The 26,267-nt window shown below is 37.8% G+C and carries 17 protein-coding genes; 15 read left to right on the plus strand and 2 right to left on the minus strand.

From position 1 onward, the window contains the following. Window positions 1–28 precede the first annotated feature (28 nt). The 8 genes from SOLCA_RS01500 (at window position 29) to SOLCA_RS01535 (ending at window position 15,027) form a co-directional block, all read left to right on the plus strand. Entirely contained in the window at window positions 29–1,969 is a 1,941-nt protein-coding gene (locus SOLCA_RS01500; protein ID WP_014678680.1) for a 7TM diverse intracellular signaling domain-containing protein, read from the plus strand. 387 nt (window positions 1,970–2,356) lie between these two features. After that, window positions 2,357–5,302: a SusC/RagA family TonB-linked outer membrane protein gene (locus tag SOLCA_RS01505; protein ID WP_014678681.1), complete on the plus strand. Its 2,946-nt coding sequence runs from the start codon at window positions 2,357–2,359 to the stop codon at window positions 5,300–5,302. A 14-nt stretch (window positions 5,303–5,316) separates the two neighbouring features. Beyond that, window positions 5,317–6,780 (plus strand): RagB/SusD family nutrient uptake outer membrane protein, encoded by a 1,464-nt coding sequence (locus SOLCA_RS01510; protein ID WP_042480492.1) that lies wholly within the window; start codon window positions 5,317–5,319, stop codon window positions 6,778–6,780. A gap of 161 nt (window positions 6,781–6,941) precedes the next feature. Beyond that, on the plus strand, window positions 6,942–9,284 hold the full coding sequence (locus SOLCA_RS01515) for a glycoside hydrolase family 3 N-terminal domain-containing protein (protein WP_014678683.1): 2,343 nt from the start codon (window positions 6,942–6,944) through the stop codon (window positions 9,282–9,284). Window positions 9,285–9,375: 91 nt separating this feature from the next. Next, complete coding sequence (locus SOLCA_RS01520) at window positions 9,376–10,185, plus strand: glycoside hydrolase family 16 protein (RefSeq protein WP_014678684.1); 810 nt, start codon at window positions 9,376–9,378, stop codon at window positions 10,183–10,185. An 8-nt stretch (window positions 10,186–10,193) separates the two neighbouring features. Continuing rightward, on the plus strand, window positions 10,194–12,422 hold the full coding sequence (gene bglX, locus SOLCA_RS01525; protein WP_014678685.1) for a beta-glucosidase BglX: 2,229 nt from the start codon (window positions 10,194–10,196) through the stop codon (window positions 12,420–12,422). A 69-nt stretch (window positions 12,423–12,491) separates the two neighbouring features. Beyond that, window positions 12,492–13,919 (plus strand): glycoside hydrolase family 30 protein, encoded by a 1,428-nt coding sequence (locus tag SOLCA_RS01530; protein WP_014678686.1) that lies wholly within the window; start codon window positions 12,492–12,494, stop codon window positions 13,917–13,919. Between the two features lie 268 nt (window positions 13,920–14,187). Continuing rightward, window positions 14,188–15,027: a hypothetical protein gene (locus SOLCA_RS01535; RefSeq protein ID WP_014678687.1), complete on the plus strand. Its 840-nt coding sequence runs from the start codon at window positions 14,188–14,190 to the stop codon at window positions 15,025–15,027. Window positions 15,028–15,174: 147 nt separating this feature from the next. Here SOLCA_RS01535 and SOLCA_RS01540 read toward each other — a convergent pair whose 3' ends face one another. Further along, window positions 15,175–16,407 (minus strand): NADP-dependent isocitrate dehydrogenase, encoded by a 1,233-nt coding sequence (locus tag SOLCA_RS01540; protein ID WP_014678688.1) that lies wholly within the window; start codon window positions 16,405–16,407, stop codon window positions 15,175–15,177. Window positions 16,408–16,602: 195 nt separating this feature from the next. Between SOLCA_RS01540 and SOLCA_RS01545 the strand changes: the two genes are divergently transcribed. From SOLCA_RS01545 to SOLCA_RS01575, 7 genes are all read left to right on the plus strand, one after another. Then, the gene (locus SOLCA_RS01545) at window positions 16,603–17,307 is read left to right on the plus strand and encodes a sterol desaturase family protein (protein ID WP_014678689.1); all 705 of its coding nucleotides are present in this window, start codon (window positions 16,603–16,605) and stop codon (window positions 17,305–17,307) included. A gap of 65 nt (window positions 17,308–17,372) precedes the next feature. Continuing rightward, complete coding sequence (locus SOLCA_RS01550; protein WP_014678690.1) at window positions 17,373–19,043, plus strand: beta-N-acetylhexosaminidase; 1,671 nt, start codon at window positions 17,373–17,375, stop codon at window positions 19,041–19,043. A gap of 345 nt (window positions 19,044–19,388) precedes the next feature. Then, window positions 19,389–19,991, plus strand: a complete 603-nt coding sequence (gene nrfH, locus SOLCA_RS01555) for a cytochrome c nitrite reductase small subunit (RefSeq protein WP_014678691.1) — start codon at window positions 19,389–19,391, stop codon at window positions 19,989–19,991. A 36-nt stretch (window positions 19,992–20,027) separates the two neighbouring features. Then, window positions 20,028–21,545 (plus strand): ammonia-forming cytochrome c nitrite reductase, encoded by a 1,518-nt coding sequence (nrfA, locus tag SOLCA_RS01560; RefSeq protein WP_014678692.1) that lies wholly within the window; start codon window positions 20,028–20,030, stop codon window positions 21,543–21,545. 33 nt (window positions 21,546–21,578) lie between these two features. Beyond that, window positions 21,579–22,826: a cytochrome c biogenesis protein ResB gene (locus SOLCA_RS01565; protein WP_014678693.1), complete on the plus strand. Its 1,248-nt coding sequence runs from the start codon at window positions 21,579–21,581 to the stop codon at window positions 22,824–22,826. Window positions 22,827–22,842: 16 nt separating this feature from the next. Next, complete coding sequence (locus SOLCA_RS01570) at window positions 22,843–23,643, plus strand: cytochrome c biogenesis protein (protein WP_014678694.1); 801 nt, start codon at window positions 22,843–22,845, stop codon at window positions 23,641–23,643. A 17-nt stretch (window positions 23,644–23,660) separates the two neighbouring features. After that, a complete protein-coding gene (locus tag SOLCA_RS01575; RefSeq protein WP_157604494.1) occupies window positions 23,661–24,926 on the plus strand; it encodes an alginate export family protein in 1,266 nt (421 codons plus the stop codon). Window positions 24,927–25,083: 157 nt separating this feature from the next. Here SOLCA_RS01575 and SOLCA_RS01580 read toward each other — a convergent pair whose 3' ends face one another. Continuing rightward, window positions 25,084–26,259 carry a DegT/DnrJ/EryC1/StrS family aminotransferase gene (locus SOLCA_RS01580; RefSeq protein ID WP_014678696.1) on the minus strand — a complete coding sequence of 392 codons (1,176 nt, stop codon included), beginning with the start codon at window positions 26,257–26,259 and terminating at the stop codon, window positions 25,084–25,086. Window positions 26,260–26,267 lie beyond the last annotated feature (8 nt).

Raw genomic sequence — 26,267 nt, forward strand, 5'->3', positions numbered from 1 at the left:
TTTCCTCATAGAAATAATCCGACTGATTATGAAGTTTGTTGTTAAGCTTTTCGTCTTTACTTTTTTAGTGGCTATTAGTTCTGTTTCACCTGTTTTTGCTCAAAAGACAGTCGAAATAAAAGACGATTTAAATCAACATATTTTTTCTTACGGAGAAATTGAATACCTCGAGGATCCTCATAATGATTTTTCTATTAGTGAAGTAAGCTCTCCAGTTTTTAATTCAAGATTTCAGCCAAGTGAGAAATACAATCCTGAAAATTTTAACCATCAATCATCCTATTGGTATCGGATTAAAGTAAGACACTCCGAAAGTCTGGCAAAAAATTGGATCATTGAGTTTTATGATCAAACAATTGATTCGATAGATTTTTTCGTTCCTAAGGACAGTGGATTTGTATTAACCAAGTTGGGGGATGGTTTAAATTTTGACAACAGAAGCTTCAGCCATAAAAATTTCGAAATAGCCCTTCATAATTATCCAGGGAAAGAAGTTGTTTATTATTTCAAAATAAAGTCGGCCCAACGTGCAGATGTAATTGTGGTTGTAAAATCCGTTAACTGGTTTATTTCCTATGCATTGAATGAGTATTTCTTCTTTGGTTTGTTTTATGGAATGATTCTCATTTTTTGTTTCTATAACCTGTTGATGTTTTTTGCAGTCCGCGAATCGCATTATTTGTACTATATAGGTTATATGCTGAGCATTGGGCTGTATGAGATGTGTGCTGATGGTATAGCTTATCAGTTTTTATGGCCAAACATGCCTAACTGGAACCAACACGCAATAGGATACAGCATGTACGTTGTTGCAGTATCAGCACTCTTATTTACCAGAGACCTACTAAATGTACGCGATCGTTCCAAAAAATTGGATAACCTATTGTTGGGAATGCTTGGGGCACGTACCATTTTTTTCCTTGCCTGTATTTTTATTAATTCGAACTGGTTCAATTATAAGGTTGTAGAGTTTTTTACACTCGCAGTTGTATTTTATGTTGGTATATCCATACGATTACAGGGTTATCGACCGGCTCGTTTCTATGTATTGGGATACAGTTTCCTATTCCTAGGCTTTATCGTCAAAATTCTAATCCATTTTAATGTTTCATGGATACCATTTGGTCCGGTTACACATTATTTTCTGAGTTTTTGTTTTTTGGTAGAGATGATTTGCTTATCGTTTGCAATAGGTGATAAAGTGCGAATGCTGAACAAAGAAATGCACTTGGCTCAGGAAGAAACAATTAACCAACTCACGATAAATCAGCAACTAAAGGATGAGTTAAACAATGAATTGGAGTCAAAAGTTGAGCAAAAGACCCATCAGCTGATTGAGAAATCAGAATTTATTGAAAAACAAAACATAGAGTTATTAGCTGCAAATGAAAAATTGCACGTACAGGCAGAGGAAATAGCCCGTATCAATAAATTACTAGAATCGGATAATGTGGCATTAAAAACAGACGTAGCTAAAGTTACTGAAGCTAGGATTATGTCTAAAGATGTTGATTTTGAAGAGTTTAGTAAAATGTATCCTGATAAAGAGAGCTGTTTTCGCTTTCTTGCTGAAGTGAAATGGCCAGAGTCATACGTGTGTCGTCGTTGCGGACACACTCACCACTGTAACGGACATAGCCCGTATAGTCGCCGTTGCACAAAATGCAGTTATGATGAATCAGTAACTGCCTACACTATATTGCAAAATACCCGTATAGATATTACCAAAGCCTTTTATATGATCTTCCTGATCTATTCGTCAAAAGGCAAAATTTCCTCACATAAACTATCTGAAATTCTTGACATCCGTCAAAGTACCTGCTGGGCCTACAGTTCAAAAATTAAAAAAGTAATGAAAGAGAAAAAGAAAGCAGGAACCCTGCATGAATCCGATGGGTGGAGTACACTAATAATGGATGAAGAGCTAGAGTTTAGTCAAGCCGCTTCAATTGAGGTGGCTGAAGTTTAAGTTTGATAGTTCAATCTTCATTTTTGGGAAGAAAATTACGCCAACGTTGACCTTGTTGGAGATAGTCGGCAAGAATTGATTTTACATGAAAATAGCTTAATTGTTTGTTTAACAGTTTTTTAACTGTGTTTTGATCAGTTGAGTTTTTAGCGTATCAGAAAAAAAAATTACCAGACCTTAAATCAGTACTTATAGTTTGATTTTCAACGGATAATCAATTTTTGATGCTTGCTATTGAACCGTATTAAATAGATTTAAATAGCTAAAAATCAGATAGTTATATTTTATTTATCATTTCCGAATGTATATTTGGATTCGAATGGTGTGAGTTCCACACGAAGCACCATTGGGAAATAAACAACCAATTTTCAATTTCAATAAATTAATATGAGAAAACATGTACTATGTATGTTAGTGCTTTTGCTGAGTACCCTCGGCGTAATGGCACAGGATGTAGTAGTTACCGGAAAAGTGGTAACGGCCAATAATGAGCCATTGCCAGGAGTTTCAGTAACCGTAAAAGGAACCACCAAAGGAACTGCTACAGATGGAAACGGAGCTTATACCGTAAAAGCACCGTCAAATGCAACTCTTACATTTAATTTCATTGGCTATGTGGGTCAGGAGATAAGTGTTGGTAGCAGAACAACAATCAATGTTACATTAAAAGAAGATGCTTTAAACCTTGAACAAGTAGTTGTAATTGGTTATGGTACGCAAAAGAAGAAAGATTTAACAGGAGCTGTGGCCGTAGTATCATCGAAAGATTTTGAATCGAGACCGAATACTCAGTTTGCAGATGTTTTATCAGGTAAAACAGCAGGTGTTCAGGTTATTTCTCCTTCAGGAAAACCAAATGCAGGATTCAATATCCGTATTCGTGGTACAAGTACAGTAACTTCAGGAAGTCAGCCATTATATATTGTTGACGGAGTGCCAACAACCGATACCCGTTCTATTAACCCAAATGACATTGAGAATCTTACTGTATTAAAAGATGCATCAGCAGCCGCAATTTATGGTGCGTCTGGTTCAAATGGTGTTGTTTTGATCACTACTAAACGAGGTAAAACAGGAGAAACCAAAATTGATTTCAGTGCATACGGTAGTACTTCCTCTGTATGGAAACGTCAGGATGTTTTAAATGCGGATCAGTATAAATCATTAATGAGCGAGCTTGGTTATATCACTGACTGGTCAAAGTACACAGCTAATACTGATTGGCAAGATGAAATATTCAGAAATGGTGCAGCTCAGAACTATCAGTTATCAGCTTCAGGAGGAAACGACAAAACAACTTATTTCTTTTCAGGAGGTTGGCTTAAAAATGATGGAGTAGTTCGTAATAATACCATGGATCGATTAAACTTCAAGGTTTCATTAGATCAAAAAGTTAATAATTGGTTAACTGCAGGAGTAAACGCAAACTTCAGTAAATGGCATGATGTGGATATTACTGATAATACAGGTGTTGCAAGAGGTGGCGTTTTATTAGGTGTACAAGCAACTCCTCCCGTTATCGGAATCTACAACACTGATGGTAGTTTTACCGGAAATCCTTTCAAATTATCTTGGGAGAACCCAGTTTCAAGTACTGATGCTCCAATCCAGGATTACTACAACAACCGTTTGTTAGGAAATGTGTATGGAGAAGCTAAAATTCTTCCTGAGTTAAAATTCAGAAGTAGCTTAGGTCTTGATTATACTACTACCAAATACGATTATTTCCTTGATCCATTCCGTACTGATTGGGGACGTGCAAATAGTGGTATTGGCAGAACTGAAAGCAATTTAAACAACTATTGGATTAGCGAGAACACCTTTACTTATAATAAAACCTTGGGTGCTAAGCATGATCTTACAGCTTTAGCAGGTTTTGTGGCCTCTAAAAATACCTGGGAACTAACTAAAATGGAAGTTAAAGGTTATGCAGGTACTGCTGTAACTACTGTAAACGGAGGATCAACGATTGTTAGCAGCGATGGAACTAAGCAAGAAAAATCGAATGCTTCATTTATCAGTAGACTAGGTTATACATACGATAATAAGTATTTATTCACTGCCAATTTCCGCGCTGACGCTTCATCTGTGTTTGGACCAAACAATAAATGGGGATACTTCCCATCTGTATCTGCCGGTTGGAGAATTTCAGAAGAAGATTTCTTTAAAAATGTATCCTTCATTAATGACTTAAAATTACGTGCAGGATGGGGATTAGTTGGTAACGACCAAATTGCAAATTATGCATGGTTCGGATTGATCAACACTGGTGCTAACTATCCAATCGGAGGTTCGATTTTACCTGGAAACTACCCTGGGTCAATTCAGAATGAAGATTTGAAATGGGAGGAAACAGTACAAACCAACATCGGTTTAGATGTAGCTCTTTTAAACTCTCGCATCTCTCTTAGTGCTGATGCGTATGTTAAAAACACAAAAGATCTTTTATTAAATCTTCCGGTTCCAACTGCAACAGGATTTGATAACGGTTTGATAAATGCTGGTAAGGTGAGAAATAAAGGTATCGAGTTTATCTTAAGTACCAGAAACTTGGTTAATAAGTTTAAATGGTCAACTGATTTCAATATTTCATTTAATAGAAATGAGGTAATTGACGTGAAAGGTTTACCTATTTACTCAGGTGATATTTACGATCGTGGAAATGCATCGGTTGTTAAAGAAGGCTTGCCACTTGGATCTTTCTATGGATATATTTCAGAAGGAGTTGATCCGGCAACTGGAAACATGAAATATAAAGACGTGAATGGCAATAAGTCTTTTGACCAAGGAGATCGTACAGTTATTGGAGATGCTAATCCTGACTTTATTTACGGTTTAACAAACACTTTCAGTTATAAAAACTGGGGCTTGAATTTATTCTTGCAAGGTGTTCAAGGTAACGATATCTTAAATGCTTCACGCATTGAGACAGAAGGTCTGTTAGATTTCAAGAACCAATCAGCTGCTGTTTTAAAGAGATGGACTAAGCCTGGTCAAATTACTGATATTCCTAAGGCTGAAGTTAATAACAAGTCAAACTCTGAAGTATCAACTAGATTTATTGAGGATGGCTCTTACTTAAGAGTAAAATCATTGACATTAAGTTATGATTTCACAAGCGCTGCATTAAAACGTTTGAAACTAGGAACTCTTAGATTATATGTAACTGGTGAAAATCTGTTAACCTTCACCAACTATAAAGGATTTGACCCTGAAGTAAGTGTATACGGTAATTCTACTGAAGCAAAAGTAGCTAATATAGCTCCTGGTATTGACTATGGTACTTATCCACAAGTGAGAAGTTATTTATTCGGTGTTAATCTGTCATTCTAAAAATGAATTCATTTATGAAATCATCAACTAAAATATATATAGCAGCATTGGCAGGAGCTTTAAGCTTACAGTCATGCGATAAATTCTTAGATCTTGAGCCAATTTCTCAAGCTACAACAGCAAACTCTTATAAGTCTTTAGCGGATGCAGAAGCTGCTTTAACCGGAGTTTACGATTCATTCCAGCAAGATTACTATGTTTGGGATAACGTAATGTTATCTGATACTCGTTCTGATAACCATTATGCAGGTGGCGATAATCCTAGTTACTATGAAATGGATGAGCTACGCGTAACGGCTAACAATGATAAAACCTGGAGCTCATGGAAAAGTTTATACAATGCCATTGCTAAAGCAAATATTGTATTAACCAAAGTTCCTACAATTAATGACCCTAAACTAGATGCAAACAACAGAAGAAACCAGATTATTGGTGAAGCATCTTTCTTACGTGCTTATCATTACTTCCAATTAGTTAAGTTGTTTGGAGATATTCCGTTAATGTTAAAACCGGTATCTACAACAAATGCATCTGAAACTAATGTGCCTCGTTCAAGTGTTGCAGATGTTTACAAGCAAATTATCGCTGACTTAGAAGTTGCAGCTACTAATCTACCTGACACTTACGGTGCAAGCGCTGATGTAAATAAAGCTCGCGCTACTAAAGGTGCTGCTAATGCTTTATTAGCTAAAGTTTATGCACAAAAACCTGATCGTGAGTATACCAAAGTTCTGCAATATGCAAACGCGGTAATTACAAGCCCTGCAGGTTACGCATTGCTTTTAGATTATGATAACCTGTTTGATGGAAATCATTATAATAATGCTGAGTCAATTATGGAAGTTCAGTACGTTGGTGGAAAAGAAGCTAACTGGGGACCTCAAATGTTGTTACCTCCTTCAAAAAGTGGCGACGGATGGAGAAAATTCTTAACTCCTTCTAAAGATTTAATTAAAGCCTTTGACGCTGAAGGTGACGTAGTAAGAAAAAATGCATCTGTTTTATTTGAAAACGTTCAGTGGGTGGATGAATTCTGGTCGGCGCAAGTAGGAGGCAGTGTTCCTTTCTCTTATAAATGGAGAAGTGCGAATGGCTGGGCAAGTACAAACCGTCAGTATTTGATCCGTTTAGCTGATATCATTTTGTTAAAAGCCGAGGCATTGAATGAGCTTGGACAAACAACTGAGGCAGCAGGTGTTTTAGATCTGATTAGAAATCGTGTAAGTCTTCCTAAAACGACAGCAGCAGATAAAGCGTCATTGAAACAAGCAATTGAGAATGAACGTCGCTTGGAATTTGCTCAGGAAGGTCAACGTTGGGATGATCTTGTTCGTTTTGGAAATGTTAAAGAGGTAATGAATAGTTTAAATGAAGTTAATTTGAAAACCGGAGCAAAAATGGTTTACAATATGACGGATGCTAAGATTTACGTTCCAATTCCTCAAAATGAGATCGATCGAAATCCATTGTTGAAATAATAATGACATTCGATTCAAAATACTTTTTAGAATAACACAAAAACGGGAGAGCAATCTCCCGTTTTCATAACAGGCAATCCTGTTATAAAAGTGCTTTCCAACAAACAAACACAAACAACTAAATGCTAATAGCCAACAACTAATAGCTAAAAGAAACAACAATGAATCTAAAGAAAATCGCAATCATTGGCTTATTGGCATTGTCCAGTCAGGCAACATTTGCGCAGAAAAAAAAGTCAACCTCTGTTAAACCTCCTTTAACAGCCGCTCAGATAGAAACAAAAGTGGAAGATCTTCTGAAGCAAATGACATTGGAAGAAAAGGTAGGCCAAATGGCTCAAATCACGCTTGACGTTATAGGTAAAGGAGATAATCGTTTTGCAAGTTTTGAACCTTTTGCATTGGACGATAAAATGACCGATGCATTGGTTCATTATAAAATAGGCTCGGTATTAAATACTGCTAACAATCGTGCTCGTACTCCACAGGTTTGGAACGATATTGTTAGTAAAATACAGGACGTGGCTATGAAAAACAGGTTGAAAATACCTGTTCTGTACGGTGTTGATGCTATCCATGGAACCACCTACACAGTAGGTGCAACTATGTTTCCACAACAAATAGCACAGGCTGCAAGCCGTAATAGAGAATTGGTTCGTAAAGGAGCCGAGATTACTGCCTATGAAACCCGTGCAAGTTCAATTCCTTGGACATTTTCTCCTGTGTTGGATTTAGGAGCAGATCCTCGTTTTCCTCGTCAATGGGAAGGCTTTGGAGAAGATCCTTATATAGGTTCAGAGATGGGTGTTCAAATGGTTAAAGGATATGAAGGACAAGATAATACAGTAGGCGACTATGACAAAGTAGCCTCATGTATGAAACACTTTTTAGGTTACGGGGCACCAACTTCCGGAAAAGACCGTACGCCGGCATTTATTCCTGATGATGTATTGCGTGAGTATCACCTGCCTGCTTTTAAAGCAGCAATTGAAGCAGGTTCTCATAGTATCATGATCAACTCAGGCATTATTAATAATATTCCTGTCCATTCAAACTATAACCTTCTTACTAAACTATTAAAAGAAGAATTAGGTTTTAAAGGCTTGGTAGTAACCGATTGGGGAGATATCGAAAATCTGCATCGTCGTGATCATATTGCAAAAGATGATAAAGAGGCTATTATGCTGGCAATTAATGCAGGTATCGATATGTCGATGATCCCTTATCAATACGAAACCTTTTGCAATGGTTTGGTAGAATTGGTAAAAGAAGGAAAAGTAAAGCAAGAGCGTATTGATGATGCGGTGCGTCGCATTTTAAAAGTGAAATACGCACTTAATCTTTTTGATAAGCCGGTTACGGATAGTAAAGATTATCCAAAGTTTGGAAGCAAAGAGTTCGAAGCTGCTTCTTATCAAATGGCTTCGGAAGCAATTACTTTATTGAAAAATGATGGCAATGTTCTTCCTTTATCAAAACAAGCCAAAGTATTAGTAACAGGTCCGAATGCTAACTCAATGCGCACCCTCAACGGTGGGTGGACTTATTCATGGCAAGGTGAAAAAGTAGAAGAGTTTGCTTCAAAATATAATACCATTTTAGAGGCAGTTCAGACTAAGGTTGGTGCCGCTAATGTGAACTACGTTCCGGGTGTTAGTTATAAAATGGACGGAAAGTATTATGAAGAAGCTGCAGATAAAATGGATGAAGCAGCAGAAGCAGCTAAAAATGCAGATGTGGTAATCTTATGTCTGGGTGAAAATTCATATACAGAAAAACCTGGCGACTTGCAGGATCTAAATATCTCGGATTTGCAGATTGAGTTAGCGAAGAAAGTAGCTGCAGCAGGTAAACCGGTAATTTTAGTATTAAACGAGGGTCGTCCTCGTTTGATCAGCCGTTTTGAGCCTTTAATGAAAGCGGTTGTGCAGACTTATTTGCCAGGCAATTTCGGTGGCGATGCATTAGCTTCAATTTTGTTTGGTGATATAAATCCTTCAGGAAAACTACCGTACACCTATCCGCGTTATGCAAACGCTACCATTCCTTATTTTCATAAACTTTCTGAAGAGCAAACAAAAGCTGAAGGTGTTTATAATTACGAAGCTGATTTTAACCCTCAATATCAATTTGGTTTTGGCTTGAGCTACACTACATTCAACTATGCAAATCTTAAGTTGAATAAGACCGCAATTACAAATTCAGATGAATTGCAGGTGAGCATCGATGTAACTAATACAGGATCACGTGAAGGCAAAGAAGTAGTTCAGCTATTTACATCCGATTTATTTGCTAGCACAACGCCGGATGTAAAACGTTTGCGTCGGTTTGAAAAGCTCAGTCTGAAACCCGGTGAAACAAAAACGATAACATTCACTCTTACCGTTAAGGATTTAGCATTTGTAAATCATGAAGGTGTCTGGACCACTGAAGACGGCGACTTCGATTTAATGATCGGAGATCAGAAGGTTAAATTTAATGTTATAAACGGTAATAAATTATAATAGTTAGTAGGGGACGATTTTTGTATTGTCCCCTTTTTTAGTGATTTACCGTAAATAGCTGCTATAAAATGCAAACTAATCTACTTGTAATATGACTAATTCATTAATCTTAAAGATTTGCCTTGTCTGTTTGATAATAGTAAATGGTAGTTGTTCATCTAATCATAATCCTCAACCCAAAGAGCGAAAACTTATTTGGAGTGATGAGTTTAATTATAGCGGTCTGCCTGATGCAACAAAATGGAGCTATGATATAGGTGATACTGATGGATGGGGAAACAATGAACTCGAGTATTATACCCATGCTGATACATCAAATGCTGTTGTTAGAAATGGCTATTTGTATATAACTGCCAGAAAACAGAAAAAAGAAACGCGTGATTATACTTCAGCACGATTAATAACCAAAGGGAAAGGGGATTGGCTATACGGAAGAATTGAAGTAAAAGCGAAACTTCCTGAAGGTCGCGGATTGTGGCCGGCTATATGGATGCTATCTACTGATTGGAAATATGGAGGATGGCCAGAAAGTGGTGAAATAGATATAATGGAAAATGTAGGATATAACCCTGATTCAGTGTTTGCTAGCACGCATACCAAAAAGTTCAATCACATTTTAGGCACCCAAACAACAAAAGGAATTGAGGTAAAAAACCTATATCGTGATTTTCATGTCTATGCGATTGAATGGAATGAAAAACAGATTGATTTTTATATCGATGCAACCAAATACCTCACATTCAAAAATACAGGTAAAGGTTGGGAAGAATGGCCCTTTGATAAACGTTTTCACCTGTTGCTCAATATTGCCGTTGGCGGAAATTGGGGTGGTAAATATGGTGTCGATGATAGCATCTTTCCTCAATCGATGTTAGTAGATTATGTACGTGTATATCAATAGATTGAATTATGAAATGTTTAGTTAGGCTGTGTTTGCTATGGTTGGTGTTAGTTCAACCGCATTTTGTAGCAGCACAGAAAAAAACAATAGATCAACGAGTTGATTCCCTCTTGCAATTAATGACATTGGAAGAAAAGGTGGGACAAATGAATCAATATTCGGGACCATGGGCTCATACAGGGCCAATAACTGAAGACGGCAATATTCTACAGCAAGTACAAGAAGGTAAACTTGGATCTATGCTGAATATTAACGGTGTGGCTCATACCAAAGAACTACAGACGTTAGCCCTAAAATCGCGTTTGAAAATCCCACTCTTATTTGGTCAGGATGTAATTCATGGTTACCGCACAACATTTCCAATTCCATTAGGAGAGGCCGCAAGTTGGGATTTAGAAGCGATGGAACAATCGGCTCGTGTTGCAGCAACAGAGGCTGCTGCGAGTGGCATTCACTGGACATTTGCTCCTATGGTAGACATTTCACGCGACCCGCGCTGGGGACGTGTAATGGAGGGAGCCGGAGAAGATCCTTATTTAGGTTCATTGATAGCGAAGGCAAGAGTGAAAGGTTTCCAGGGAAACAAATTAGGTGACATAAATTCAGTAATGGCATGTGCAAAACACTTTGCCGCATACGGTGCTGCAATAGGCGGACGCGATTATAATTCAGTGGATATGAGCGACCGTACCCTTTGGGAAATCTACTTGCCTCCATTTAAGGCAGCCGCAGAAGCTGGAGTAGCAACATTTATGAACAGCTTTAATGACCTCAATGGCGTTCCTGCTTCTGCAAGCAGCTATTTGCAAAGGGATATCCTGAAAGGTAAATGGAACTTCACCGGTTTCGTTGTAAGCGACTGGGGTTCTATTGGTGAAATGATTAAGCATGGTTACGTAAAGGATTGTTATGAAGCATCACAAGCTGCAGTAATGGCTGGAAGTGACATGGATATGGAAAGCCGTTGTTATACCCAGAACCTTGTTCACTTAGTAAAAGAAGGGAAAGTACCTGAAACAGTAATAGACGATGCTGTAAGAAGGATATTGAGGAAAAAGTTTGAGTTGGGTTTATTTGAAGATCCGTTCAGGTTTTGTGATGTAAAACGTGAGCAACAGGCGCTTAATAATCCCAAACACAAAGCAATTGCAAGAGATGTGGCTAAGAAAAGTGTTGTATTACTTAAAAATAACAACAACGTCTTGCCTCTTTCCAAGCAAGCAAAAACCATTGCCATTATTGGTCCTTTAGCAAAATCAGAGCGTGATATGCTTGGTTTTTGGGCAGTGGATTGGCCTGATAGCTCCTATATTGTTTCGCAGTTTGAAGGTATACAACAGAAGTTGGGTAACAATTCAAAATTGTTATATGCAATGGGTTGCAATATCGAAGATAATTCTACTTCAGGATTTGCGGAAGCCATTGAAGTAGCACAAAAAGCTGATGTAGTACTATTAAGTGTTGGTGAAAGACGTGATATGAGCGGTGAAGCAAAAAGTCGCTCAACTATTCATTTGCCGGGTGTTCAGGAAGAATTGATAAAAGCGATTAAAGCAACGGGAAAACCGGTGGTGGTGTTGATCAATGCGGGAAGACCATTAATCTTTAACTGGACAGCTGATAATGCAGATGCCATTGTTTACACCTGGTGGTTGGGCAGTGAGGCAGGAAATGCAATTGCTGATGTATTATTTGGTGATTATAATCCTGCCGGTAAATTACCGATGACGTTTCCTCGCTCTGAAGGCCAACTCCCTATTTATTATAATTTCCTGAATACGGGAAGACCTGCTGAAAATGATAAGGACCGGTTTTATCGGTCAGCCTATAATGATCTTTCCATCTATCCTAAATATGCTTTTGGCTATGGTTTAAGTTATACCAACTTTAAGTATGATAATCTTAAACTGAGCGCTGAAACAATGAACATGGATGGGAAAATAACGCTTTCTTTTTCTGTTACCAATACTGGTAACTATACTGGAGAAGAGGTGGTGCAACTTTATCTGCGTGATGAGTTTGCTTCATTGGTTAGGCCTGTAAAAGAGCTGAAAGATTTTAAAAAAATCCTTTTAAAGCCTGGGGAAACTAAAGAAATAAACTTTGTGATTGATAAAGAAAAGCTGTCATTCTATAATCAGAAACTTGAATGGGTGGCAGAACCGGGAACATTTCAGGTGATGATTGGCAGTGCATCGGACGATATACGCCTGAAATCAAAAATTGAGTTAAGGTAATTTGACATTTCCGGAATGATATAAAACTAAACTAACTGAAGTCTAACCATACTTTATAAAACCTGACATATGAAAAAGATATTCTTTGTGGTGTTTGCATTGATATGTTGGAGTTGCTCCAAAAAATCAGTAAGCACAACCGACAGTGATAATACAATAACGCCATTGCCAAGTGATGTGGCATTATGGTTAACAGATCCTGCGAGCGGTATGTTCTTTAAACAACAAAATGTACAATTGGACTTTAGTACTGCCCAGAATTCCAATCCGACGATTAAAGTGGATGAACAGCAAAGCTTTCAAACCATTGACGGCTTTGGTTATACGCTGACAGGCGGCAGTGCCTATCATATTCATACGATGGATGCTGCAAGTCGTTCTGCTTTGTTAAAAGAGTTGTTTGCAACCGATGGGAGCAATATTGGAGTAAGTTATTTGCGTGTCAGTATCGGAGCTTCTGATCTGGATGCACAAACTTTTTCCTACAATGATTTGCCTGCGGGACAAACGGATGTGAATATGGATAAGTTCACTATCGCTCCAGATAAGACTCATCTTATTCCGGTATTAAAAGAGATTTTGGCGATAAATCCGTCTATCAAAATTTTGGGCTCGCCATGGTCTCCACCAACCTGGATGAAAACCAATAACAGTACGATCGGTGGAAGTCTGAAACCTGAATACTATGATGCTTATGCGAAATACTTTGTTAAATATATTCAAAGTATGAAGGCTGAAGGGATTACTATTAATGCGATCACCATTCAAAATGAGCCATTACATCCGGGTAATAATCCAAGTTTATTAATGCTTCCTGAAGAACAAGCAGCTTTTATTAAGCAAAGTCTTGGTCCGTTATTTAAAAAAGAAGGCATTACAACTAAAATCATTATCTACGACCATAACTTGGATAAACCAGATTATCCGATTAATATCTTAAATGATGCAGATGCTAAGAGTTATGTTGATGGCTCTGCATTCCACCTTTATGCTGGCTCTGTAGAGGCTTTGGATCAAGTACACAAAGCGCATCCAGATAAAAATCTTTATTTCACAGAGCAATGGGTGGGAGCACCTGGTAATATGAAGGAAGACTTGAAATGGCATATTAAGAATGTGATCATAGGTACCATGCGCAATTGGAGTAAGATAGCTTTAGAATGGAATTTAGCGGCTGATGCAAAGCAAGAACCACATACTCCAGGCGGTTGTACAGAGTGCCTTGGGGCCCTTACGATCAATAGTGGAAGTATAACCCGTAATCCGGCATACTACATTATTGCTCATGCATCTAAATTTGTACGCCCGGGGTCAACAAGGATAATGTCTGATATGGCCCAAAATCTTCCGAATGTTGCATTCAAAACTCCTGATGGTAAAAAAGTCTTAATTGTATTAAACGAAGGAAATTCTTCTCAAACCTTTAACATCAAACAAGGAGATAAACTTGTTACTACAACCTTAAATGCAGGAGCTGTTGGTACTTATGTTTGGTAATTGAATATTCCATTCTGGTAGCTGGAAGGGTTCATTTGAATGGCAATGCAGCAGTATTAGCTTTAATTGATTCATATCTGGTAAATTGTGCATAGTGGTCATGTAGTCATATGCACAATTTATTTCTAGTTGAAAAAAACATAACTTGAAAGTTAGTAGTTTTACTTAGATGCATAAATCAGTATCACTATCGATAAAACTCCTGAGGTGTTTTTTTAATTTGAATTAATTCATAGGCACACCATTGCATTGAACAGATTAAACCTTAATGAAAAAAGCATTTAAAATCATAGGCTGGGTTATCGGCATTTTTCTCATAGGCGCTGGAACCATTTTCCTTGTTGCTTGGAAATCCCCGGCATTTTACAAGGTACAAAAGCGATCTCCCTTAGAACAAGCGTATGTAACATTTATCCGATATTCAGGAGAACACCCAAGACCTTATATAATTGAAACCCAAGGTGCCATCATATTTGGGGCTGAACACACGAGAAATCCACAACACCGTGAGATTAAAATGATTGAAGAAAAGTGGAAAACATTAAAGCCTTCAATTGCTTTGGTAGAAGGACGGTTAGGCTTTTTATTGCCCGGTCTTATGGACCCTGTAGCGAATTTGGGTGAAGGTGGAAAAGTGAAACAGTTAGCAGAAAAGGATGATATTCCGATCTACAATTGGGATTTGTCAAAAGAGGAATTAGCTATTCAACTTAAATCGAAATTTAGCAATGAACAAATTGCACTTGCTCAAATATTACAACCCTATTTTTCACAGCTCAGATTTGGGAAACCATCTTCCGAGGCAGATTTTTTGCAGCCTTTTTTCAAGCGGGCAGCCATTGTTGGATTGGAAGATTCAATAAAAAGTGTGCAGGATATTGATAAGGTATGGAAAAAATACTTTTCTACAATTGACTGGCGTAATGTATCCGATGAAACTACTCTTCCAGGTTACTTAAATGATATGTTAGCAGTAACCAACGACTTGCGTAATCAGCAATTGATATCTGTTGTTAATGAACTTGTTTCAAAGGGAGAAAGAGTATTTCTAATTTGCGGATCAAGTCACGCTTATTGCGTGGGGCCCGCTTTTAAAGCCGATAAGTAATAAATAGTCCACAATATCTCAGTCATTCTACAGTAAGACTTGGAATCGTGGCGTTTATTTTCAATAACCATTCATTGGTAAAACTATAATAACAAAAACGGTTGCTCACACAATGAGCAACCGTTTTTTATTTGTAAGTATTTATAATTACTTAGCTAATTTAGCTTTTAAGTTCTCATCAATAGCAGCTAAGAAATCCTCAGTATACAAGTACTGATCAGAAGTTACATTATTGCCATAGATACAAACAGCTAAATCTTTAGTCATTTTACCTGATTCTACAGTTTCCACACAAACTTTTTCTAAAGTTTGGCAGAAATCAACTAAAGCTTGGTTGCCATCTAATTTACCACGGAACTCTAAACCACGAGTCCATGCGAAAATTGATGCGATTGGGTTAGTTGAAGTACGTTTACCTTTTTGGTGTTCGCGGTAGTGACGTGTTACAGTACCGTGAGCAGCTTCAGCTTCCATTGTTTTTCCATCCGGAGTTACCAAAGTAGAAGTCATTAAACCTAATGAACCAAAACCTTGAGCAACAGTATCCGACTGAACGTCGCCATCGTAGTTTTTACAAGCCCAAACAAAGTTACCATTCCATTTTAATGCAGAAGCAACCATGTCGTCAATTAGGCGGTGCTCATAAGTAATGCCTAATTCGTCCATTTTAGCTTTGTATTCGTTTTGGTAGATTTCTTCGAAGATATCTTTAAAACGACCATCATATTTTTTCAAGATGGTGTTTTTAGTCGATAAGTATAAAGGCCATTTTTTCATAATTGCCTGGTTAAAGCAAGAATGAGCAAAACCACGGATCGACTCATCAGTGTTGTACATTGCTAAAGCAACACCATCACCTTTATAGTTATAAACTTCGTGCTCAATAACTTCACCGTTTTCACCTTCAAACTTGATGGTTAATTTACCTTTTCCTTTAGTTACGAAATCGGTAGCGCGGTATTGATCACCAAAAGCATGACGACCAACACAAATAGGAGCGGTCCAATTTGGAACCAAACGAGGAACATTTGAACAAACGATTGGCTCACGGAAAACAGTACCGTCCAAAATATTACGGATAGTACCATTAGGTGATTTCCACATTTGTTTTAATTTGAACTCCTCAACACGTTGCTCATCAGGAGTGATAGTAGCACATTTGATACCTACGTTATATTTTTTGATAGCCTCAGCAGCATCAACAGTAACCTGGTCATTAGTAGCATCGCGGTGCTCAATACCAAGGTCATAGTATTTAATATCAAGGTCCAGGTAAGTAAGGATTAATTTGTCCTTGATGAATTTCCAGATAATGCGGGTCATTTCATCGCCGTCCAGTTCCACAACCGGGTTGGCAACTTTAATTTTTTCTATCGACATAATAACTATTTTATGAAGTTTTTCAATTCGAGCCCAAATTTATAAAAATGTGTGGATGTGAGGGCTTGAAAATCTGACAATTTGAAAATTATATCAGAAAAAATAGAAATGGTCATTGTTAATGAAAAACATATCGAACCACAAACTGATTTCTATCGATATATTTGCCTTACTTATTAAGAACTACATACTCGTATGATTAACCTCGAAACATTTCTTCTTACTTTTCAGTCTGTTTCTCCGGTATTATTATGGCTCATTTTTTTGTTAGAAAACACAATTATTATGATGCTGGCTTTGGTTGTTGGTGAATTAATTATTAATAGAAAATATTTTTTGAGAGGTATACGCACTTATTCCAAACGTGATTGGATTATAGGTGTGTCAACCTGCTGCATCAATACCGCAATAACTTACCTTGGCTTTTGGTTGTGGAAACACCAGTATATCGACATTAAATTTGATTGGAATGGCTTGGTGCTAATTGATTTCCTACTTATGTTTTTTGTTATGGACCTGCTAATGTTTTTGTTTCATTACGGAATTCATAAAACCGGCGTTTATAAAAAGATTCATGAGCTTCATCATACCGCTATTGATCCAAAACCTATAGACTTGTTCGTTCTTCATCCTGCAGAAACAATAGGGTTTGGGACTTTATGGTTAATGGTACTTTATGTTTTTGAGTTAAACATTTATGCCATCATTTTTTATCTTATGCTAAATGTGTTGTTTGGGATCATTGGGCATCTCGGGTTTGAGCCCTTTAAAAAGGGTAATGTCATATTTAAATGGTTAGGAACCTCTACGTTTCATCACCATCATCATCAACATATAGATTGTAATTTTGGATTTTATACTACAATTTGGGATCAATTATTTGGAACATTAAAAAAATAAGCACAAAATTTATAGTACCTGTTTAAGGTTATTTCGTCTTACTAGTATTTCATTATTCTTATTTTATGAAACTAAAACCACTCTTTATTTATTTTCTACTAACGATCACTACGCTGTCGTCAGTTTTTGCTCAACAATCAAAAACTAATGATCGCTATCCGATTATTCCAAAACCGCAGAATCTTATTCCTCGAAAAGGTGAATTTGTGATCAATGCACAAACCCAGATCGTTCTAAATAATGACGATGAGCAACTGAAAACGGCGGTTGGATTCTTTACAGACCTTATTGAACCATCTACCGGTTTTAAGTTAGGTTATACATCAAATAAAGACAAGAATGTGATTGTATTTACGCTTGATCCGGGAATGAAAAATGAAGAAGAGTACAGAATTGCTGTATCTTCAAAAATTATTGATGTAAGATCGAAAACGGCAGCAGGTGCTTTTAGGGCAATCCAAACGCTAAGACAGTTATTGCCAGCTGCTGTTGAACAAAAACAGGTGACTTCAGCCGTTAAGTGGAGTATACCTGCGGTTGTTATATCAGATAATCCACGTTTTGATTATCGCGGATTGCATTTGGATGTTTGCCGCCATTTCTTTCCAACAGAGTTCATTAAGAAATATATTGATCTATTGGCATTGTTTAAGTTTAATACTTTCCATTGGCATTTAACTGAAGATCAGGGTTGGAGAATCGAGATTAAAAAATATCCTAAACTGACAACTGTTGGACAATGGCGCCCTGAAACAGCTGTTGGTCGTACCACCACTGATACTCCGATAATGGATCGTAAATATGACGGACAACCTTATCAGGGTTTTTATACTCAGGATGAGATTCGTGAAGTGGTAAAATATGCACAAGACAGATTTATTACGATTATTCCTGAAATTGAAATGCCAGGCCATGCATTGGCAGCATTAACTGCATATCCTGAATTGGGATGTACTAAAGGACCTTATGAAGTAGCCAAACATTGGGGAGTATTTAACGATGTATTTTGTGTGCAGGATACCACATTTACATTCTTACAAAATGTACTGACTGAAGTTATTGATCTGTTCCCAGGTAAATACATCCATATTGGCGGTGATGAATGTCCTAAAGTTCGGTGGGAGCATTGTGCACATTGTCAGGCCTTCATGAAAGAAAATAACATTAAAGATGAGCATGCATTGCAAAGCTATTTCATTCAACGAATTGAGAAATTCCTCAACGCTAAAGGTCGTCAGATAATTGGTTGGGATGAGATTCTGGAGGGTGGTTTAGCTCCAAATGCAACAGTTATGTCATGGAGAGGAATAGAAGGAGGCATTGCAGCGGCTAAAGAAAAACATGATGTGATCATGACACCTAGTCCATATTGTTATTTCGATCATTATCAGGCTGATCGTGAAAAAGAGCCTCTTGCTATTGGCGGCTTTACAACAGTTGAGAAAATTTACGGATATGAGCCTGTTCCTGAAGCATTGACACGTGAAGAAGCCAAATACATTAAAGGTGCACAAGCAAACCTTTGGTCAGAATATATTGGAACTACAGAACATGTTGAATATATGGTGTTTCCTCGTGCATTGGCTTTAGCTGAGGTTAACTGGACTAAGAAGGAAAGTAAAAATTACAACGACTTCGTTGAGCGTTTTCAGAAACAAGCAAAACGATTAGATGTGCTTAATGTGAATTATGCAAAGCATATACTAAAAACGACAAGCACAACAACGGCCAAGTAAAAATTAAATGATTCTGTATTAAATGAAAGGGGTTAGCATTCGCTACCCCCTTTTTATTTGACAAAGCTTAGCACGCCAGGTATTAAATTCTTTGTTAAATTGTTCATTAGCACAAACTCGGCCTTATAATACAGTTTTGGAGACTGAAAAAGTAAGTCTCGCGGAAAGCGACGAAAGAAAATAAAGCACCCAATTATGCTAAGACGCTGTGTTTTGATCTTGCTGTTAATAACTAAGTTTTTGATCTTTTATTTGTGATATAAATCACCTTTTTAGCATGATTAATATCATAGAAATGTCAATTTTTCATGTTTAAAATTGTAATGTCATAAAAGTTGATATTACATGTTAAAACTCTTCCGCTTTTTATTACCACCCAGGCAATGGGTTCCATTCGTGATTGTAGCGCTTGGAATTGGAATAGGGTTATTCACCTACCTTCTATACGTATCTAACGCTGTTTCGTACCTTTCTGACGATCCTAAAACGTGTGTCAATTGCCACGTAATGACACCTTTTTATGCTACATGGCAACATAGTTCGCATGCAAGGGTAGCAAGTTGTAATGATTGTCACGTTCCGCACAATAATGTATTTAACAAATATTTCTTCAAAGCAAAGGATGGCTTATACCATGCTACAGTTTTTACCTGGAGGGCAGAGCCTCAGGTAATTCATATAAAAGAAGCCGGAACTGATGTGGTTCAAAAGAATTGCCAGCGTTGTCACAGTGATTTAAATGCAGCTGTGAAAACAACCGGAGTTACACTGGAAAAACGTGAACATGGAGAAGGCAAGTTGTGCTGGGATTGCCATAGGGAAGTTCCTCACGGCCGCGTAAATAGTCTTTCAGCGGCTCCTAATGCAAGGGTGCCGGTGCCGGAATCACCAATACCGGATTGGTTGAAGAAACAAACTGAAGAAAACAAAGACAAAAACACTAAATAATTATATCGAACGTCTGAACTTATTAATCTGAATTATATGACACCGCTTAAAGAAACTATTAAACGTAAACCATGGCTGGGATGGGTGATGTTTGGCTTAACCATGTTAGTCGTGTTTATGTTAGGATTACTCGTAAACAGTGTAATGGAGCGCCGCACCGAAGCGCTTTTTATTAACAAAGCAATGACTGACGTAAAACCGTTTGAATCAAAAAATGAAGTATGGGGAGAAAATTATCCGCGCGAGTTTCAAACGTATTACCAAACAGCCGATACTACTTTTTCAAGCCAGTATGGTGGTGGAAAAATGCGAGATATGCTGGCTGATGATCCCCGTATGGTGGTTCTTTGGGCAGGTTATGCATTTGCCAAGGACTATACCCAGGGAAGAGGCCACTATTATGCAATTGAAGATATTCACAACACACTTCGTACGGGTTCACCAAAAGGGCCTCAGGATGGTCCTCAACCATCGAGTTGTTGGGTTTGTAAATCTCCTGATGTACCTCGTATGATGGACAAGCTTGGAGTGGATGAGTTTTACAAGAAAACCTGGGCAAGTTTAGGATCGGAAATAGTTAATCCTATTGGCTGTGCAGATTGTCATGATTCTAAAACGATGAATCTGAAAATTACTCGTCCTGCATTAATTGAGGCCTTTAAAGAACAAGGAAAAGATATCACCAAAGCAACACATAATGAAATGCGTTCACTGGTTTGTGCACAGTGCCACGTTGAGTATTATTTTGATAAAAAATCAGTGGAAGGTGCAGCTCGCGTAAAATTCCCATGGAAGAATGGCTTTACAGTTGAAGACATGGAGAAATATTATGATGGAATTGAGTTTACCGACTTTGTTCATAAACTCAGCAAAACGCCAATTCTGAAAGCTCAGCACCCTGACTATGAATTACACATGATGGGTGTTCACGGTCAGCGTGGTGTTTCTTGTGCTGATTGTCATATGCCTTACAAAAGTGAAGGTGGTCAAAAATTCACCGATCATAAAATACAATCACCACTTAACAACGTTGCTAACTCTTGCCAGGTTTGTCACCGAGAAGAAGAAAAAACCTTGATCGCAAACGTAAATGAGCGCCAGCAGAAAGTTCATGATATCCGTATCGAGCTAGAGGATCAATTGGTAAAAGCTCATTTGGAAGCGAAAATTGCTTGGGATAAAGGTGCAACAGATGTGCAAATGAAAAATGTGCTAAAACTTATACGTCAGGCGCAGTGGCGTTGGGATTTCTCTGCTGCTTCACATGGTGCTTCATTCCATGCTCCATTAGAAACAGCCAGAATGATAACAAACGGAATGAATAAAGTGGCAGAAGCAAGGATCGAACTTAGTAAGATTCTGGTTTCATTAGGCCAAACAGGTCCTATTCAATATGCTGACATTTCTACAAAAGAGAAAGCTCAGCAGCTTATTGGATTAGACATGGCTAAGGAACGTGCTGATAAAGAAGTATTCAAAAAAACAGTAGTTCCTCAATGGTTGGAACAAGCGAAGAAAAAAGAGCTTTTGTTTTCAACCGGAAACTCAAAATAAATCTGTAAGGATTAGCAACGCTCTTAAGGAAATATGGAAACGGAAACGATTATTAACAGTAAGCAAACTAAAAAACTATGGGAGTTTCCCTGGGATTACAAGGAATCTTTCTTTGTAGCCGGAGGGTTGTTGGTAACAGGGTATTTATTACAACTGTCAACAAGGACAACTATTAAGCCAATAGGAGCTCCCGTAAATTACATTGTAGGAGGAATATTCATCAGCATTTTATTATTGCTGCACTTTACTCAACGTACACATCCATGGGTAAAATGGCTGAGGTCTGTTCCCGCATCGATTAGTGCAATAGTGCTGGTGCTCATCCAGGCAATAATTATGGGAACACTCCCTCAGCAAAATTTCGTTGAAGGGGTGAAGCCCGATCTGCTTGGATTATCATTCGTTACATCAAGCTGGCCGTTTTTACTATCGCAAATCTATTTTCTGTTTACACTCGGTTTGGCAACACTAAACCGGATGTTTCCTTGGCAATGGAAAAACTGGGGGTTTGTATTAAATCACCTTGGGCTTTTCATTGCACTGTCTGCCGGTATATTGGGAAGTGGAGACTTGCAACGGTATGCGATGAATTTATATGAAAAGCAACCGGAATGGAGAGCTAATAATGATAAAGGAGAAACTGTTGAACTTCCTTTTGCATTTGAACTTTCTCGTTTCGATATGCAAACTTTTGCTCCCAAACTGGCTTTTGCGAATATCGAAAATAACACCATTGAAACTAAAGGGGTAAATGCGCTACGCATGCTGCATAAGGGCGATAAATACCGTTATAACGACTACGAAATAGCAGTGATCGACTATCTGCAAGAAAGTAAATTTACAGGTAGTCGATATTATCCTGTGAATGAGGAAGGATCTACACCTTCTGCGCTCATTCATGTTAAGTCATCAACAATAGACACTACGGCCTGGATCAGTTGTGGAAGCTATGCAACGAGCTACGCTTATTTGCAACTAAATGATAAACAGGCAATCGTTATGCTTCAGCCAGAGGCCAAAAAATTTAGTTCAGCAGTAAAGGTATATTTTAAGAATGGATCATCTGAAAATGCACTAGTAGAGGTTAATAAGCCATTTAAGGTAAAAGGCTGGAAAGTATATCAGTTAAGTTATGATGAGAAATTTGGCAAGTGGTCAAAGCTTAGTGTTATTGAATTGGTACGTGACCCATGGTTACCGGTGGTATACGCCGGAATATTCATGATGTTGGTTGGAGCCGTGTACCTTATTTTTAAAGGAAGAGAAGTAACAGATAAATAGGAGTAAATTTTAAAGTATGAATTATTGGATCTATTTTCCTGATTATGCACTAGGTGCTATCTTAAGCTGGTTGCTTTGTATAGTATGTCAGTTGCTGCCAATAACCCGTAAGAAAATAACCCCGGTGCTGTTCTTTTCTATCCTGGGTTGTGTGAGTATGATTATTTTTACGGCTAATTTGTGGCATCACCTTGAACGTCCTCCAATGAGAACTTTAGGAGAAACGCGACTATGGTATGCAGTATTTCTTCCGATCATAGGCATTATAACATTTATAAAATGGAAATATAAGTGGTTGCTGAACTATAGCCTGGGAATGGCAGTGTTATTTCTGGTCATCAATTACTTACATCCAGATACCTACAATAAAGCCTTAATGCCGGCTTTGCAAAGCATCTGGTTTGTACCTCATGTGCTTGTTTATATATTTTCTTACGCTTTGCTTGCTGCATCTTCAATTGTGGCCGGATATGGTTTATATTTGTTATACACAGGTAGTTACAAAGCTGAAATTCTTCAGTTGGCCAATAACCTTGTTTATGTTGGATTCGGATTTCTTTCATTAGGATTATTGTTTGGGGCGTTGTGGGCCAAGGAAGCCTGGGGCCACTATTGGACATGGGATCCTAAAGAAACCTGGGCTTTGCTCACCTGGTTAGGTTATCTTATTTATATCCACATTAGGTATCGTAACCCTAATAGCATTAAACCTGCATTATTAACTCTTGCTTTAGCTTTTATTGTACTTCTGCTTTGTTGGTTTGGTGTGAATTATATGCCTTCTGCATCTCAAAGTGTTCACACTTACACGTCATAAGAATAGTAATAATGAAAATGAAAAATAATAGAATTTTATTGGCATTTCTTGCATGCATTCCTTTTGCTGCAAATGCTCAACAGCTGGATGTTTCAGCTCAACTTCGCACCCGCACCGAGTTCAGAGATGGTTACAGAACCATTAAAACAGAAACTGCCCCTCAGAATGACCCCGCTTATTTTCTGTCTCAACGTACTCGCTTAAATTTTCTTTACACATCACCTCAGTTTGAAATGAAAGTTACTCCCCAGGATGTCCATGTTTGGGGGAGTCAGCTTGGATCAACTAATACTCCAGCTTCATTCGGACTTTATGAGGCTTGGGGTGCAGTAAATATTGACGCAAACTGGAAATTGAAAATCGGACGTCAGGAGATCATTTTTGATGATCAGCGGTTGATGGGTAATCTTGACTGGGCACAAAGTGGTCGTAGTTTCGATGCCTTAACTGTTTCTTATAAAAAGGATAATTATAACGTACAATTTGGAGGAGCTTTTAACCAGGTATCTGAGAAAAACTCTACCACCAATTATGTGGCAAGTAATGCTAAAGTTCTTGGTTTTATCCATCCTCAACTAAAAACTGCAAAGGGTGTGGTTACTGCTACATTTATTACTGACGCTTATCAGGCTAATGATATCGACTCTAAGCTTTATTGGCGCTTTACGCAGGGAATGTATACTGATCAGGTATTTGGAAAAGTTTTGTTAAATGCACAAGCCTATTATCAGGCAGGTAGTGACATTACTGATAAATCAATCTCAGCTTACCTGGCAGGTTTAAAGTTAGGTTATAAATTTGATAAGCTAATTGTGGCAGGTGGTGCTGATATTGTTTCAGGAACCAGTTCAACAGCAGGTAAAAATAATAGCTTCAATACCTTGTATGCAACTAATCATAAGTTCTACGGTTGGATGGACTATTATATTGCCTTTCCTGGAGATGTCAAAAACCTGGGGCTTAATGATTATTATCTGACACTGAATTACCTGCACAGTAAGAAATTTGACCTTAGTGCTACCGGACACTTTTTTACCACAAATAAAGAATCTGGTATACAAAATAATAAAGAATTAAATTCTTCATTGGGTCAGGATATTGATCTGGGATTCAATTGGAAGCTGAATGATTTTATTAAACTTAACGGAGGTTATTCATTTTATTTGATCACTAGTACTACTGAATATGTAAAAAATACGACTTATGGAAATGGAAGGACCGGACATTGGGGATGGTTGGCTTTAGACATTACTCCAAGTCTATTTTCAACAGCTAAAAAATAAACACTTACAAATCTGTTTTTGAGAAGAAAACGGGTGCTGTCCTTTTGGATGCACTCGTTTTTTGTTTTATGCTCACCCTTTCCTTGCATCCAAATAGGACGAAAAAAAAGAGTGATATCATTAATATCACTCTTTATATACTTTAACGTACAATAAGTCAGGCTTTATTGATCAGCTCTTTAATTTTTGTAACTACTCTTTCCAAGTCTTCCTTTTCTAGATTTGATCCGGAAGGTAAACACAACCCATTATTAAACAAAACTCTGCTTACGTTATTATCGTAGTATGGATAATCTTCGAAAACAGGTTGTAAATGCATAGGCTTCCATAATGGCCGCGACTCAATATTGCATGTTGCAAGTGAAAGTCTGATATCTTCACGTGTAATTCCACCAGTAAGCGATGAATTTACAATCATAGCTGTAAGCCACCTGTTACTGAATGCGCCATCGGCTTCAGGCTGAAAAGATATTCCTGGCAATTTTCCTAAATGTTCTTCATAAAATGCAAAGATCTCTCGTCTTTTATTAACACGTTCATCTAATACTTCCATTTGGCCTCTGCCAATTCCGGCACATATATTACTCATCCGGTAATTATAACCTATATGTGAGTGTTCATAGTGTGGAGCATTATCTCGCGCTTGAGTGGCTAAGAAACGTGCTTTTTCTATAATTGCTGCATTTTCGGAGACAATAGCGCCACCTCCTGAGGTTGTTATGATCTTGTTGCCGTTGAAAGAGAGTGCCGCCAGCGCGCCTAATGTGCCCATTTTTTTACCATTAAAATGCGAACCTAATGCCTCTGCAGCGTCTTCAATTACAGGGATTTGATATTCTTTTGCTACTGCAAGTATTTCCTCCATTTTTGAAGGCATGCCGTATAAATGAACTGGAATAATGGCTTTAGGTTTTTTGCCGAGTGAAATCCGGTCTTTTATCGCTTCCTTTAATAAAACAGGACACATATTCCATGTATCCGCTTCGCTATCAACAAATATAGGAGTCGCCTTTTGATAAATAATTGGGTTTGCCGAAGCAGAGAAGGTAAAACTTTGACAAATTACTTCGTCTCCTTCCTTAACCCCAATTAAAATCAATGCTAAATGAATAGCCGCAGTGCCAGAACTCAAAGCAGCAACAGAAACACCATCTTTTAGGTAAGAGGCAAGATCACATTCAAAACCATCAACATTCGGCCCTAAGGGTGCTACCCAGTTGGTATCAAAAGCTTCATGAATATAGTTAAGTTCGTTTCCCCCCATGTGAGGAGACGAAAGCCATATTTTCTTGCTGATCTTAGGTTCGGTTTCACGTATTTCTTCTTGTATCATAGTAATTG

This window comes from Solitalea canadensis DSM 3403, assembly GCF_000242635.2.
GTDB lineage: Bacteria > Bacteroidota > Bacteroidia > Sphingobacteriales > Sphingobacteriaceae > Solitalea > Solitalea canadensis.